Here is a 13,240-nt window from a genome sequence, read left to right as displayed (position 1 = left end):
AACCGACCGCCGTCCGCGTCCTCAGCGGTCCGCCGCTCCCCCGCCGCCAGGCAGCCCGCCGCCGGGCCCGGGGCCGTCCGCCCCGGGTCCCCCGAGCACCTCGTCCAGGAGCCGGAGCGCCCCGGACTTGCTCAGGGGCTCGTTCCCCGTCCCGCACTTCGGGGACTGGATGCACGACGGGCACCCCTGGTCGCACTCGCAGTCGGCGATCGCGGCCCGGGTCGCGGTGAGCCACTCCCGGGCGGCTGCGTACCCCCGCTCCGCGAACCCGGCTCCGCCCTCGTACCCGTCGTATACGAAGACCGTCAGCTTCCCGGTGTCCCCGTGCAGGGCTGTGGACACCCCGCCGATGTCCCAGCGGTCACAGGTGGCCAACAGCGGCAGCAGCCCGATGGCCGCGTGTTCGGCGGCGTGCGCCGCCCCCAGCAGGGCGACGTCCGCCCCCCGCAGCCGGTCCTCCCCCTCCCTCGGCAGCGTCCACCAGACCGCCCGTGTCTGGAGGGTGCGTTCGGGCATGTCCAGCGGTTGTTCGCCGAGCACGGAACCGGTGCGCACGTCCCTCTTGAGGAAGCCCACCACCTGACGGACCACCTCGACCTCGCCGAAGCACACCCGCGCCCCGCTGGGCCAGGTCTCCTCCCGCAGCACCGACCGCACGGTGATGTCCGTGGTGTCCCGCGCCCAGGTGCTGTAGGGCGGCTCGGCGGCGTGCACCAGGGCCACGCCCTCCTCCAGGTCGAGGTCGTCGACGAGGTAGGTCGCCCCGCGGTGCAGGTACACCGCTCCGGTGTGGACGGTCCCGTGCGCGGCGGCCTCGTCGATCTCCCCGAGCAGCTGCCCGCTGGCGGTGTCGACGATCTGGACCGGCGGCCCGCCCGCGCCACGGATATCGGCGAGGTCACTTGCCCGTTCGTTACTGGTCCAGAACCAGCCCCGGGGGCGCCTGCGCAGCATCCCCCTCGCCACCAGTTCGGTGAGCCTCGCCTCCGTGGTGTCACCGAAGAGGGCGAAGTCGTCACGGGTGATCGGGAGTTCCTGGGCGGCGGCGCACAGGTGCGGCCCGAGGATGTGCGGGTTTTCCGGATCGAGGACGGTGGCCTCCACCGAGCGTCCGAAAATGGCTTCGGGGTGGTGGGCGAGGTAGGTGTCCAGGGGGTCGTCCCGCGCGATGAAGACCGCCAGGGCGTCCTGCCCGCGGCGGCCGGCCCGCCCCGCCTGCTGCCACAGGGACGCCAGTGTGCCCGGCCAACCGGCGATGAGCACCGCGTCCAGCCCGCTGATGTCCACCCCCAGCTCCAGGGCGTTCGTGCTGGCCAGGCCCAGCAGCTCCCCCGAGCGCAGGGCCTCCTCCAGCTCGCGCCGTTCGCTCGCCAGATAGCCACCCCGGTAGGCCGCCACCCTCCCGGCCAGGTCGTGCTCCCCCTCCTCGGTGAGCATCCGGCGAGCGTTCATGGCGACCACCTCCGCCCCCTGGCGCGAACGCACGAACACCAGCGTCCTGACCCCGTCCCGCACCAGGTCGACCAGCATCTCCGCGGCCTGGGACGAAGCGGTCCTGCGCACCGGGGCGCCCTGCTCCCCGGTGAGGTCGGTGAGCTCCGGCTCGACCAGTGCCACCGACATCCCGGGCCGGGGAGAGCCGTCCTCGCTCACGGCGGTCACGGGCACGCCGGTCAGCCGGGAGGCGCTCTCGGCGGGCGAACCCGAGGTCGCCGAGGCCAGCACGAACACCGGCTCCGAACGGTAGCGGGCGCACACCCTGCGCAGACGCCGCAGGATCTGGGCCACGTGCGAGCCGAACACCCCCCGGTACCGGTGGGCCTCGTCGATCACCACGTAGCGGAGCCGCCGCAGGAACCCCGACCACGCGCCGTGCCGGGGCAGGATGCCGTGGTGCAGCATGTCGGGGTTGGTGAGGACGTAGTTCCCGTGCTCGCGCACCCACGAGCGCTCCTCGGGTGTGGTGTCACCGTCGTACACGGCGGCCCGCATGCCCGAAAGTCCGAGGTCCGTAATCCACCGGAGCTGGTCCTGGGAAAGGGCTTTCGTGGGAGAGAGGTAGAGCACGGTCTGCCCGGAGTCAACCGCGTCAACTGCGGGCATAAGGAAGGCAAGCGACTTCCCCGAGGCGGTACCCGTGGCTATGATCACATCGCGGCCCGAGCGTGCGAGGTCGGCGGCGGCTGCCTGGTGGGACCACGGACCCGTGATCCCCCGTTCAGCGAGCCGTTCGACGAGATGGGAGGCTGTCCATTCCGGCCAGTCCCCCCTCGCTCCCGCGTTCCGGGCCACATGCTCGACATGGGTGACCTGCGGGTACCGGGTGTCGTCACGCCACACACCGGGGAGCGCGGGCTCCGATCGCCTCATCGAGTCCCCTCCTCACTGGACGCCTTCGCGGGTCGTCGGCCCTCGTTCCCGGATTCGGGTCACCGCTCGACGCCGGTTTCAGTGTGACATCCGGGGTAGGAGTGGCGCGGGGTCACCGTTTTCCCGTGCATCGCGGGAGGACACTCTCGACACCCGTGGTTGAATGCGTGCTGGTGGGGTAACGCCCGGCAGAGATACTTCGCGATATTTCGCGGTTCGGCGCTGGAGGACTAGTGGATTTGAAGCTTGATCATTACACCGAGGGCGACACCGAGATCGTCGTCGTTGAGGGTGAGATCGATGTCTATACCGCGCCCCGGCTCCGCGAGCTGCTGATCGACCTGGTCAACAAGGGCAACTTCCACCTCGTGGTGAACATGGAGAAGGTGGAGTTCCTGGACTCGACGGGCCTCGGTGTGCTTGTGGGCGGGTTGAAGCGGGTCCGTGCACACGACGGGACCCTGGACCTGGTCTGCACCCAGGAGCGGATTCTGAAGATCTTCCGGATCACCGGACTGACCAAGGTGTTCGGCATCCACAGCTCGGTGCAGGAAGCCATCGACAAGCGTCCGTCGAAGTAGCCCAGAGCGAGCGATGGCAACCATCACGCTCACGATCAGCGCGCTCCCGGCCCACGTGCGCACGGCCCGGCTCATGGCCGCGACCGTCGCACGGCGGGCGGGTATCGCCGCCTCCGCGATCGACGAGATCAGGCTGGCGGTCGGAGAGGCCTGCTCCCGGGCGGTCGCGGCGCACAAGCTGCACTGTCCCACGCAGCCGATCCAACTCCAGCTGATCGACGGCAACGGCCGTGATCCGGTGGCGGACCCCCGTACCGAGGCCCCGGAACGCACGCCGCTCTCCAACGGGAGCGCGACGCGGCGTTTCGAGGTCGTCGTCTCCGACCGTGCCCCCGCGAAGGACACCGAGGAGACGACCCACCACCTGGAGCCGTTGCTCGACGGCCTCTTCCTCGACGGCGGGGACACCCCTCCCGGCGGGATCTCGGGGTTCTCCCCCGGTCTCGGCTTGGCGGTGATCACCGGCCTCGCGGACGAGGTGAGCATCGAACCCGAGGAGTCGGGCACGGTGGTGCGGATGAGCTGGCCGATCCAGGCGGACCAGAACCAGAACCCGAGCTCGAACTAGGCACCACGTCACGAGGGGGCGCCTCCCTGTGCGGGAGGCGCCCCCTCGTCGTACCGGTGCCTCGGGGACCCGGCGCGGGGCCCCGAGGTCAGTCGCAGGTCTGGGAGGAGACCTCGGCGGTCGCGGTGAGCCCCGTCGCGGCGTTGTCGGCGACCTCGTCGGCGGTCAGGACGTAGCCGGTCTCGTCCTCGTTGGTGGCGGCGGCGAACACCACGCCGTACACGGTGCCGTCGGGGGCGAGCAGCGGGCCGCCGGAGTTGCCCGGGCGCACCACGGCGCGGACCTGGTAGATCTCGCGGCTCACCTGCTGAGCGTGGTAGAAGTCCGAGCCCTGCGCGGTCTGCTTGGCGCGGACGCGGGCCGGGACGGCCGTGAATCCGCTGTTGCGCGGGAAGCCCGCCACGACGGCGTCGTCGCCCTGGGCGGCCTCGCCGTTGAACTCCAGGGGCTCCAGGTCCATCCCCGGCACGTGCAGCACGGCCAGGTCCTGCTGGGCGTCGAAGAGCACGAGCGTGGCCTCCAGCTGGTGGCCGTCCCGGGTGACCACGCGCAGGTCCTCGGTGACCCCGGCGACCACGTGCGCGTTGGTCATGATGCGGTCCGGACCGTAGGCGAAACCGGTGCCCTCCACCCGCCGCTGGCAGGAGGGGGCGGTGCCGAGCACCTTGACCACACTGCGGCTCGACTCGATGAGCTCGGGGGTCGTGAGGACGTCGGGGTCCGGGGGGTCGACCTCGGCGAGTTCACCGGTGCCCAGGCCGCTGAACACCTGCGGGAAGGCGCTCTGGTCCACCACCCGGCGGAAGGTCGAGAACCCCTGGTGGGCGGCGCCCGGCATCAGCGCGTCCACCGACTGGAGGATGCGCGAGTCCTTGACCTGCTGGGACACGTAAGGCAGGGCCGAGTTGGCCACCGTGCTCCCGATGAACCAGGCGACCAGGAGCACCGAGACACCGCTGACGACGGCGCCGCCCAGGGCGTCCACGACGCGGGCCGAGTCCCAGGTGACCTTGTTGCGGACCATGGTGCCCAGGTAGGAGGCGAGGAACTGGCCCAGGGCCGCGGACAGGAACACCACGGCGATGGCCAGCAGCGCCTGGCGCCCGGGGTCGGCCACCCAGTCCTGGATGTACCCCGGAGCGGTGAGCGCCGCGACGATGCCGCCGCCGATGAAGCCGACGAAGCTGAACACGCCGACGATGAACCCCTGCCGGTACCCCGTCACCGCGAAGAGCAGCAGCAGGATGACCAGAACCGCGTCGAGCACGGATGCCCTCCAAGAAGTGAGCGTTACCCGACCGGACGGAGGCCCTGCGGGGTGGCTTCGAACACGTCAGTGAGACCCCGGTCGTGCCAGGGAAGTTCCCATTCCCCGAGAACGAGCAGGCTGTCGATGATCGCGCCGGTGAATCCCCACACGAGCATGTCGTTCACGCGGAAGCCGGGGCCCCATCCGGGTCCGGCCCCGTAGCGGACCTTGACCCTGTTGGCGGGGTCGGCGAGGTCGGAGACGGGGACCCGGGCGACGGCGGCGACCTCGCCCGCGTCGGCCGCGCGGACCTCGGAGGGTTCGCGCCACCAGCCGAGGACGGGGGCGACCCGGAAGTCGCTGAAGCTGAGGTAGAGCTCGGGGAGGCGGCCGACCACGTCGATCCCGTCGGGGATCGCGCCGGTCTCCTCCTCCGCCTCGCGCAGCGCCGCCGCTTCGGGGGAGGCGTCGCTGGGTTCGATGCGCCCGCCGGGGAAGGCGGGTTGGCCCGCGTGGCGGCGCAGCCCGGCGTTGCGCTGGATGAGCAGGAGGTCCGGCCCCCGGTCGGTCTCCCCGAAGAGGATGAGCACCGCCGACTCGCGGCCGCCCCGCTCCGGCGGGCGCATCGGCTTGGGCACCGGCATCGTCTGGGCGGCGTCCGCGAGCGCGGACAGCCAGAGCGGGGTGGAGTTCATTCGCTGGGAACCTGTTCCGGGGTTGTCACGCGGAGTTCGGTACGGGTGCGGACGCCCGGGGCCCGGTGTGCGCGCACTCACGTCAACTCAGAGTACAAACTCCGAGGCTGCCCGCACCCGTACGGCCCCGTGCCGGTTCAGGCGAACGAGCGCAGACGGAGCAGCTTGGTGGCGGTGGCGGTGTCCGTGGGGCCCTCGCCGAAGGACGGGCACCAGCGGGCCACTCCGCACGCGCCGCAGGCGGGCCGGCGGGCGTGGCACACCCGGCGGCCGTGCCACACCACGTGGTGGGAGAGCATCGTCCAGTCTTTGGGCGGGAAAAGCTCGCCGACCGCGTGCTCGACCTTGACCGGGTCCTCCTCGTCGGTCCACCCGAAGCGCCGGACCAGGCGCCCGAAGTGGGTGTCCACGGTGATCCCCGGCACACCGAAGGCGTTACCGAGCAGTACGTTTGCGGTCTTTCGTCCTACACCGGGTAGTTTGACCAGGTCGGCGAGGTTTCCAGGGACCTCGCCGCCGTGTCGTTCGCACAGGGCCTGGCCCAGCCCCATCAGGCTGTTGGCCTTGGCTCGGAAGAACCCCGTCGAACGGATCATCTCCTCCAGCTCCTCGCGCCTGGCCGACGCGTAGGCCTCCGCGTCGGGATAGCGGGCGAAGAGCGCCGGAGTGACCAGGTTGACCCGCTTGTCCGTGCACTGCGCGGACAGGATCGTCGCGACCAGCAGCTCCAGCGGGTTGGTGAAGTTCAGTTCGGCGTGGGCGTCCGGATACAGCTCGGCGAGCTCCCGGTTCATCTTCCGGGCGCGGCGGACCAGCGCGAGTCGGCTCTCCCCGGTGGGCGTGGCGTCCTCCGGCACGGCCGCTCCGTCGTCGGGCGCGGCGTGGCGGGACTCTGGAGTGTGGGACATCGTCACAGGGTAGGCGTCCGGTCGCGGGGGCACGCCCGGGTCGCGCGCGCGGTTGTCGGGATTCGACCGCGTGCCGACGTTTCGACTGGTGACCGAGATTATGTAACCAATGTCCGGTCACCCGGCGCGGACACGCCCTGTCCCAGGTCGACAACGACTAGGATCACATGGGCTGACGTCGGCTGTTGTGGGCACGTTGTCTCCCGGCGGACATGCCGTGGTCACGAACTGGATTCCCACCCGGTTGCGATATACGTCACACTGTTGACGGTCAGGTTTTAGGAGGACGTGTGGACGAGATCAACGAGGTGCTCCGGAAGGCCCCTCTGTTCGAGGCGCTGGACGAGGAGGACACGGCCGCGCTCCGCTCCTCGGTGAACGAGGTGCGTCTCGGTCGCGGTCAGACCCTGTTCAACGAGGGTGACGAGGGCGACCGCCTGTACGTGATCCTCAGCGGGAAGGTGAAGCTGACCCGCACGGCCATCGACGGCCGCGAGAACCTGCTGGGCGTGCTCGGCCCCAGCGAGATGTTCGGCGAGCTGTCGCTGTTCGACCCGCGCCCGCGCACCGCGAGCGCCGTGGCCGTCACCGACTCCGTGCTCGCCGGGCTCGGCCACGACGACCTGCGGCCCTTCCTCTCCAGCCGCCCGCAGGTGGGCCTCCAGCTGCTGAAGTCGCTGGCCGCACGACTGCGCCGGACCAACGACGTGATGGCCGACCTGGTCTTCACCGACGTGCCCGGCCGCGTGGCCAAGGCCCTGCTCGAACTCGCCGACAAGTTCGGCAAGGAGGGCGACGACGGCCTGCACGTGCACCACGACCTCACCCAGGAGGAGCTGGCCCAGCTGGTGGGCGCCTCCCGCGAGACGGTCAACAAGGCCCTGGCCGAGTTCGCCCTGCGCGGCTGGCTGCGGATCGAGGCCAAGGCCGTCGTCCTGCTGGACGTCGAGCGCATGCGCCGCCGCGCGCGCTAGCGGCGCCCAGCCGGGTCACACACGCTGTGCGGCCGTCGCCCCCCAGGGCGGCGGCCGCAGCGCTGTCAGGGGGACGTCAGGAGCTCTCAGCCGCCCCGGGCCCCGCACGGAGTCGCCGCGCGCGGAGCGAGGGCGTGGCCTAAGCGCCGAACCCTTCGGGCAGCTCGCCCAGGATCTGGAGGTAGCGCAGCTGGGCCCGCACCGAGGAGGCCGCAGCGGGGCGCACGCTCTCCACCACGTCCGGGTACACGCGGTCGACGATCTCCCCGACTCCCGCCGCCCCGGCCGCCACCGCCGCGCGCACCTGCTCCAACCGCGCCTCGCGGTGGTCGATGTAGGAGTTCAACGCGGCCAACGGCGAGGTGAGCACCGGCCCGTGCCCCGGCAGCAGGGTCCGCACCCCGTACTCCTCCACCAGGCCCCGGAGCCGGAACAACGACTCCATGTAGGGAGCCAGGCCGTCGTCGCCGTCGATCACCGTGGTGCCGTGGCCCAGGACCGTGTCACCGGTCAGGATCGCGTCGTCGGCCTCCAACAGCAGGCACACCGAGTCGTCGGTGTGCCCGGGAGTGGCGATCACCCGCGCCTCCAGGCCCTCCACCTCGATCAGCTGGCCGTCCGCCAGCCCGGAGCCGCCCACCCTCACCTCGGGGTCCACCGCGTGCACCGGCGCCCCCGTCAGCTCGGAGAAGTACCGCGCGCCCTCGGCGTGGTCGAAGTGCCGGTGCGTCACCACGGTCATCTGCACCTGGGCGCCCTGCTCCTGCACCGTCCGCGCCACCCGCTCCAGGTGGCGCTCGTCGTGCGGGCCCGGGTCGACCACGACCACGCCGCGCGCGCCCGGCTCGCGCAGAATCCAGGTGTTGGTGCCCTCCAACGTCATCGCGCCGGGGTTGGGGCAGAGCACACAACCGGCGCGCAGTGTCCCGGAACCGTCGATCCTCATCGCACCTCGCTTCGATCGCCGTACCCGGACCGTTCCGAGCGCCAGCGCGGGGCCGCTCCGTCTCGGGCGCGCCCCGATGCGGGGGTGCCCGCGCTCAGCGCGCGGCGTCGGGTCCCGGCAGGGGGAATGCGCCGCCACCCGGCGTCACGACCCGGATCTGACCGTCAACCTCACGAACGTCCGGTTCGAGGGGAACGATATCCCGTTGGGCGCTTCTCACACCTTCGAGGGTCCGCCGGTCGGCCAGCTCCGCGCAGGCGACCACGGTCGGGGGCAGCATCGGCATCCGGCCCGCGGCCCACTCCCCGGCGACCTCGGCCGGATCGGTCCACCGGGTGAGGTCGGCCTCCCCGCCGACGTCGCGGGCCTCCTGGCCGGGCGGTAGCTCGGCGGTGAAGAACCAGGTGTCGAAGCGGCGCGGCTGGCTCCTCGGAGTGATCCACCGCGACCACGCGCGCAACCACTCCGAGCGCAGCACCAGCCCGCGACGGCGCAGCACCTCGGTGAAGGAGTACGTGCGGTCGATCAGGCCGAGCCGGTCCCGCTCCCAGTCGTCGGTGGAGGTGTCGAGGGTGATGGCCTCCTCACCGGCCCGTTCGGGCTCGCTGGCCAGCAGCACCCCGGTCTCCTCGAAGGTCTCGCGCACCGCCGCGCACACCAGCGCGCGGGCCCGGGGGACGTCCGTCCCCAGCACCCCCGCCCACTCCTCGGGGGTGGGGCCGGTCCAGGGCAGGCCGCCGTCGGCGTCGCGTTCGTCCACGCGGCCGCCGGGGAAGACGTACGCGCCCGGGGCGAAGCCCATGGACGCGACCCTGCGCATCAGCAGGACCTCCATGGGGCGTTGTGCCCGCTCCGCCCCGGAGCCCGCCACGGGACGCAGCAGCATCACCGTGGCGGCGGGGCGGGGCCGGGCCACACCGTCGTTCTCGGTCATCGACACACTCCCGTCGTTCGCGAAAGCCGCGCTGTGGCCCGGGTCGTCCTCGGGTCCGGTCAGCGGACCTCGACGATCATGTCAACCTCGACCGGCGCGTCCAGCGGCAGGGAGGCGACTCCCACGGCGGCACGGGCGTGCACCCCGGCCTCGCCGAACACCTCGCCGAGCAGCTCGCTGGCCCCGTTGACCACACCGGGGTGGCCGGTGAACGCGGGGTCGCTGGCCACGAAACCGCCGACCTTGACGATCCGCACGACGTCGGACAGCTCACCGATCTCGGCCCGCACCGCCGCGATGGCGTTGAGGGCGCACACGGCGGCCAGCTCCTTGGCGGTCTCCGCGCTGACCTGCGCGCCGACCTTGCCGGTGACCGGGAGCGCGCCGTCGACGAACGGCAGCTGGCCGGAGACGTACACGTGGTCACCGCTGCGGACCGCGGGCTGGTAGGCGGCGACCGGGGGCACCACCTCGGGCAGGGTGAGCCCCAGCTCGGAGATCCGCTCCTCGGGGGTCGCCATCTACTTCGCCCGCTTCATGTAGGCGACGTACTGCTGGTTGCGCGGGTCGGTGCCCTCGGGCAGCGGCGCGGGCACGACGGAGACCAGCTCCCAGCCGTCCTCGCCCCAGTTGTCCAGGATCTGCTTGGTGGCGTGCGACAGCAGCGCCACGCTCTGGTACTCCCACTTGGTCATCGTCTACCCCTCTCGGTCACCGGCGGCCCGGGGGACCGCCCCTCAACGCCGCTCACCTTACTCACCCGCGCTCGCCCCCGAGGTCAGGCAGACCCGGTCGCACCTGCCCGGCCGCCCTCCGGGGCCCGCACATAGACTCCGTGGGGTGAGCGATCGTGAACAGGCACCGCGCGGCGACGATCCGGGAGCGGCGTTCGCCGGTGCCCGACTGCACATCGTGACGGGCAAGGGCGGCACGGGGAAGACCACCGCCGCCACCGCACTGGCCCTGGCACTGGCCTCCCGAGGCGGCCGGGTGCTCCTGGTCGAGGTGGAGGGCCGCCAGGGAGTGGCCGCGCTGCTCGGAAGCGCACCGCTGCCCTACGAGGAGCGCGAGATGCTCACCGCGCCCGGAGGCGGCTCCGTACGTGTACTGGCCGCCGACCCCGAGTCGGCTCTGCTGGAGTACCTGGAGCTGTTCTACGGCCTACGCCGGGCCGGTCAGGCCCTCACCAGGACGGGAGCCGTCGACTTCGCCACCGGCATCGCGCCCGGTCTGCGCGACGTCCTGCTCACCGGTAAGGCCACCGAGGCCGTGCGACGGCGCGCGGGCGGCCGGGGCCGCTCCTCCACCCCCGCCCCGGGCGCACCCTTCCGCTACGACGCCGTGGTCATGGACGCGCCGCCCACCGGCCGGATCGGCCGGTTCCTCAACGTCGGCTCCGAGGTGGCCGGGCTGGCCCGGGTGGGACCGGTGCGCGACCACGCCGACCGCGTCACCGAGGTGCTCCGCTCCGCCTGGACCCGCGTGCACTTCGTGACCCTCCTGGAGGAGATGCCCGCCCAGGAGACCCGGGACGGCATCGACGAACTCCGCGGGCTGGGCCTGCGTCCGGGGGCGGTCCTGGTGAACCTGGCGACCCCGGCGCGGCTGGACGCCGCGACCGTCACCTCCGCCGCCACGGGCGACCTGGACACCGCGCCGATCGCGGCGGGGCTCAAGGCGGCCGGACTGCGCCCCGAGCTGCTGGAGGCACACGAGGAGCTCGCCGCCGACCTGGCGGCCGAGGTGCGCGCGCACGCCGTGCGCCAGCTGTTGGAGGAACGGGTCCGACGCGACCTGGCGGAGCTGGGAGCACCGATCGTGGAACTTCCCTGGATGGAGGGCGGGGTGGACCTCGACGCGCTGGGCGCGCTGGCCCGGAGCCTGATCGACCAGGGGGTGGAACGGTGACCGGGGACCGGCCGGGAGGCGGCGCGGGCCCGCTGGGGGCGGGCGGGGGCGCGGCGCTCGACGTCGACGCGCTGCTGGACGACCCCCGCACCCGGATCGTCGTGTGCTGCGGGTCGGGCGGAGTCGGCAAGACCACCACCGCCGCCGCGCTGGGGCTGCGCGCGGCCGAACGCGGGCGGCGCGTGGTGGTGATCACCGTGGACCCGGCCCGGCGCCTGGCGCAGTCCATGGGCCTGGGCGAGCTGGACAACACCCCCCGCCCGGTGCCGCTGCCGGACTCCGCCGGGGGCACCCTGCACGCGATGATGCTCGACATGAAGCGGACCTTCGACGAGGTGGTCCGGGAGCACGCCGACCCCGAGCGGGCCCGCCAGATCCTGAACAACCCCTTCTACCGGACCCTCTCCACCGGCTTCTCCGGCACACAGGAGTACATGGCGATGGAGAGGCTGGGGCAGCTGAGCCAGTCCGGTGAGTGGGACCTGATCGTGGTCGACACCCCGCCCAGCAGGTCCGCCCTGGACTTCCTGGACGCGCCCAAGAGGCTGGGACGGTTCCTGGACAGCGGACTGCTCCGTTTCCTGAGCCCTCCGGCGACCGGGGCGTTCCGGCTGCTGGGCGCCGGGTTCAACGTGGTGGGGTCGGTCGTGGGCCGGATCGTCGGCACGCAGTTCCTGAACGACCTGAGGTCGTTCGTCTCGGCTTTCGACTCGGTGTTCGGCGGCTTCCAGGAACGCGCCCAGCGCACCTACCGGCTGCTGCGGACCCCGGGGACGGCGTTCCTGGTGGTGGCGGCTCCCGAGCCGGACGCGATGCGTGAGGCCTCCCACCTCATGGACCGGCTGGCCGCGGACTCCCTGCCGCTGGCGGGGCTGGTGGTCAACCGCACACACCCGTTGCCGTCCGGGGCCGCCGCCCGGCTGGGCGCCGAGGAGGCCTCTGCCGCGGCCGACTCCCTGGCGGAGGCGGGCGCCCACCCGCTCGCGGCGACGGCGCTGCGGCTGCACGCGGAACGGGTCCGGACGCACGAACGGGAGGAGCGTCTGCGGGCGCGGACGCTGGCGGCGCACCCGGGGGTGCGGGTCGTCGGGGTCCCGGCCGGTCCGGAGGACGTGCACGACCTCGACGGCCTGCGCGGGATCGGTGGGGCGCTCGCGCGTCCGGCCCGGCGGGCCAAGGAGAGGGCAGGGGCCGAGGAGACGGCAGGGGACGAGCGCACCGGGGAGCCGTAGGGCCGGGGCCCGGAGCGGCCGTGGGGCACGGCAACGCCCGGCCGGGCCCGACGGCGGTGCCGGGCGGGGCGAGGGCACGGCCGAGGGGAGCCGTGCGGAAGGGCACCCGTCGGCTCCGGCACACGAGCCCGGCTCGCCGAGCCCTCCACTGGCTCACCCGGGCCAGGGGGGCGTGTCCCGCAGGGTGCGCGCGAGCCGGGACAGGTCGTCCTCCCCCTCCCGGCACACCTCCTCCAGCACCGGCGCCCAGTCCGTGACGTCCGGGTGCTTGCGCAGCAGGGAGCGGCGCTCCCGCTCCGTCATGCCGCCCCACACCCCGAACTCGACCCGGTGGTCGAGCGCGTCGGCCAGGCACTCGACCCGCACGGGGCAGCCGTGGCAGAAGAGCTTGGCCCGGTTCTGCGCCGCGCCCTGGACGAACAGGGCGTCGGGGTCGATGTCCCGGCACAGGGCCTCGGTCGTCCACTGTTCGGTCCACATGTGGCCCACTTCCCAGACGTGTGCTAGCGCCCACGGTCAAAGGTGGTTGGTGTGCTCTGGTTGAGTGGAGGTACACACGGTGGCCTCCCGCTACCGCGTGGGGCGCGACGCGCACGCATCGTCACCGCGCCCCGTATCTCGAAAGTACGGTTCGGATCGCCGCGCCAACAGAACCCACTCGACCCACTTTCCGTCTCACGGATATGGCCCGAGCGGGCCATTGCGCGACCGGCCGACCACCCTCCCCAACCAGGGCAGGGGCGCGTGTCGGCCGAACCGCACCCGGGACTGACGGCGATAACCGTGGAAAGATGGTCCGGGGCACGACTCGTGCGTCGTCATGGCGATTCAGCGCGAAAACGCACCGTCCGTTACCGATCGCACCGCTTCTGAGC

At 72.3% G+C, this 13,240-nt stretch carries 14 protein-coding genes; 5 read left to right on the top strand and 9 right to left on the bottom strand.

Annotated elements, in window-relative coordinates; genetic code table 11:
* Positions 1 to 21: 21 nt before the first annotated feature.
* Positions 22 to 2,370: a DEAD/DEAH box helicase gene (locus ACFYL4_RS14405; protein ID WP_387518671.1), complete on the bottom strand. Its 2,349-nt coding sequence runs from the start codon at positions 2,368 to 2,370 to the stop codon at positions 22 to 24.
* A gap of 233 nt (positions 2,371 to 2,603) precedes the next feature.
* Here ACFYL4_RS14405 and ACFYL4_RS14400 point away from each other — a divergent pair, with 233 nt between their 5' ends.
* Positions 2,604 to 2,951: an STAS domain-containing protein gene (locus ACFYL4_RS14400; protein WP_357766068.1), complete on the top strand. Its 348-nt coding sequence runs from the start codon at positions 2,604 to 2,606 to the stop codon at positions 2,949 to 2,951.
* Positions 2,952 to 2,964: 13 nt separating this feature from the next.
* Complete coding sequence (locus ACFYL4_RS14395; protein ID WP_357766065.1) at positions 2,965 to 3,519, top strand: ATP-binding protein; 555 nt, start codon at positions 2,965 to 2,967, stop codon at positions 3,517 to 3,519.
* 88 nt (positions 3,520 to 3,607) lie between these two features.
* On the opposite strand, the gene ACFYL4_RS14390 is transcribed toward ACFYL4_RS14395, so the two are convergent.
* The 3 genes from ACFYL4_RS14390 to nth form a co-directional block, all read right to left on the bottom strand.
* Positions 3,608 to 4,786, bottom strand: coding sequence for a MarP family serine protease (locus tag ACFYL4_RS14390; protein ID WP_387518670.1), 1,179 nt, complete (start codon positions 4,784 to 4,786; stop codon positions 3,608 to 3,610).
* A gap of 23 nt (positions 4,787 to 4,809) precedes the next feature.
* Entirely contained in the window at positions 4,810 to 5,463 is a 654-nt protein-coding gene (locus tag ACFYL4_RS14385) for an NUDIX hydrolase (RefSeq protein ID WP_387518669.1), read from the bottom strand.
* 137 nt (positions 5,464 to 5,600) lie between these two features.
* A complete protein-coding gene (gene nth / locus ACFYL4_RS14380; protein ID WP_357766145.1) occupies positions 5,601 to 6,257 on the bottom strand; it encodes an endonuclease III in 657 nt (218 codons plus the stop codon).
* Positions 6,258 to 6,670: 413 nt separating this feature from the next.
* Between nth and ACFYL4_RS14375 the strand changes: the two genes are divergently transcribed.
* A complete protein-coding gene (locus ACFYL4_RS14375; protein ID WP_387518820.1) occupies positions 6,671 to 7,345 on the top strand; it encodes a Crp/Fnr family transcriptional regulator in 675 nt (224 codons plus the stop codon).
* Between the two features lie 139 nt (positions 7,346 to 7,484).
* On the opposite strand, the gene ACFYL4_RS14370 is transcribed toward ACFYL4_RS14375, so the two are convergent.
* The 4 genes from ACFYL4_RS14370 to ACFYL4_RS14355 form a co-directional block, all read right to left on the bottom strand.
* Positions 7,485 to 8,291: an MBL fold metallo-hydrolase gene (locus ACFYL4_RS14370; protein WP_387518668.1), complete on the bottom strand. Its 807-nt coding sequence runs from the start codon at positions 8,289 to 8,291 to the stop codon at positions 7,485 to 7,487.
* A 94-nt stretch (positions 8,292 to 8,385) separates the two neighbouring features.
* A complete protein-coding gene (locus ACFYL4_RS14365; protein WP_387518667.1) occupies positions 8,386 to 9,225 on the bottom strand; it encodes an NUDIX hydrolase in 840 nt (279 codons plus the stop codon).
* A 59-nt stretch (positions 9,226 to 9,284) separates the two neighbouring features.
* Entirely contained in the window at positions 9,285 to 9,746 is a 462-nt protein-coding gene (locus tag ACFYL4_RS14360; RefSeq protein ID WP_357766051.1) for a RidA family protein, read from the bottom strand.
* On the bottom strand, positions 9,747 to 9,920 hold the full coding sequence (locus ACFYL4_RS14355; protein WP_017546677.1) for a DUF4177 domain-containing protein: 174 nt from the start codon (positions 9,918 to 9,920) through the stop codon (positions 9,747 to 9,749). It abuts the gene before it with no gap.
* A gap of 145 nt (positions 9,921 to 10,065) precedes the next feature.
* Here ACFYL4_RS14355 and ACFYL4_RS14350 point away from each other — a divergent pair, with 145 nt between their 5' ends.
* Both ACFYL4_RS14350 and ACFYL4_RS14345 read left to right on the top strand, forming a co-directional pair.
* Positions 10,066 to 11,133 carry an ArsA-related P-loop ATPase gene (locus ACFYL4_RS14350; RefSeq protein WP_387518666.1) on the top strand — a complete coding sequence of 356 codons (1,068 nt, stop codon included), beginning with the start codon at positions 10,066 to 10,068 and terminating at the stop codon, positions 11,131 to 11,133.
* On the top strand, positions 11,130 to 12,365 hold the full coding sequence (locus tag ACFYL4_RS14345; RefSeq protein WP_387518665.1) for an ArsA family ATPase: 1,236 nt from the start codon (positions 11,130 to 11,132) through the stop codon (positions 12,363 to 12,365). Before ACFYL4_RS14350 ends, ACFYL4_RS14345 begins: the two co-directional genes overlap by 4 nt.
* A gap of 153 nt (positions 12,366 to 12,518) precedes the next feature.
* Here ACFYL4_RS14345 and ACFYL4_RS14340 read toward each other — a convergent pair whose 3' ends face one another.
* Positions 12,519 to 12,845 (bottom strand): WhiB family transcriptional regulator, encoded by a 327-nt coding sequence (locus tag ACFYL4_RS14340; protein ID WP_357766042.1) that lies wholly within the window; start codon positions 12,843 to 12,845, stop codon positions 12,519 to 12,521.
* Positions 12,846 to 13,240: the final 395 nt, after the last annotated feature.

The sequence above is a fragment of the Nocardiopsis sp. NPDC006938 genome, from assembly GCF_042869555.1.
Taxonomy (GTDB): Bacteria; Actinomycetota; Actinomycetes; order Streptosporangiales; family Streptosporangiaceae; genus Nocardiopsis.
The sequence above is the reverse complement of the archived record's forward strand: the minus strand, read 5'-3'. Positions and strand labels throughout refer to the sequence as shown.

What these genes read in the sequence shown, in the direction of transcription:
- ACFYL4_RS14370 (WP_387518668.1), bottom strand. Translation starts at nt 8,291, where the DNA reads ATGAGGATCGACGGTTCCGGGACACTGCGCGCCGGTTGTGTGCTCTGC.
- ACFYL4_RS14340 (WP_357766042.1), bottom strand. Translation starts at nt 12,845, where the DNA reads ATGTGGACCGAACAGTGGACGACCGAGGCCCTGTGCCGGGACATCGAC.
- ACFYL4_RS14365 (WP_387518667.1), bottom strand. Translation starts at nt 9,225, where the DNA reads ATGACCGAGAACGACGGTGTGGCCCGGCCCCGCCCCGCCGCCACGGTG.
- ACFYL4_RS14405 (WP_387518671.1), bottom strand. Translation starts at nt 2,370, where the DNA reads ATGAGGCGATCGGAGCCCGCGCTCCCCGGTGTGTGGCGTGACGACACC.
- ACFYL4_RS14395 (WP_357766065.1), top strand. Translation starts at nt 2,965, where the DNA reads ATGGCAACCATCACGCTCACGATCAGCGCGCTCCCGGCCCACGTGCGC.
- nth (WP_357766145.1), bottom strand. Translation starts at nt 6,257, where the DNA reads ATGAACCGGGAGCTCGCCGAGCTGTATCCGGACGCCCACGCCGAACTG.
- ACFYL4_RS14385 (WP_387518669.1), bottom strand. Translation starts at nt 5,463, where the DNA reads ATGAACTCCACCCCGCTCTGGCTGTCCGCGCTCGCGGACGCCGCCCAG.
- ACFYL4_RS14360 (WP_357766051.1), bottom strand. Translation starts at nt 9,746, where the DNA reads ATGGCGACCCCCGAGGAGCGGATCTCCGAGCTGGGGCTCACCCTGCCC.
- ACFYL4_RS14355 (WP_017546677.1), bottom strand. Translation starts at nt 9,920, where the DNA reads ATGACCAAGTGGGAGTACCAGAGCGTGGCGCTGCTGTCGCACGCCACC.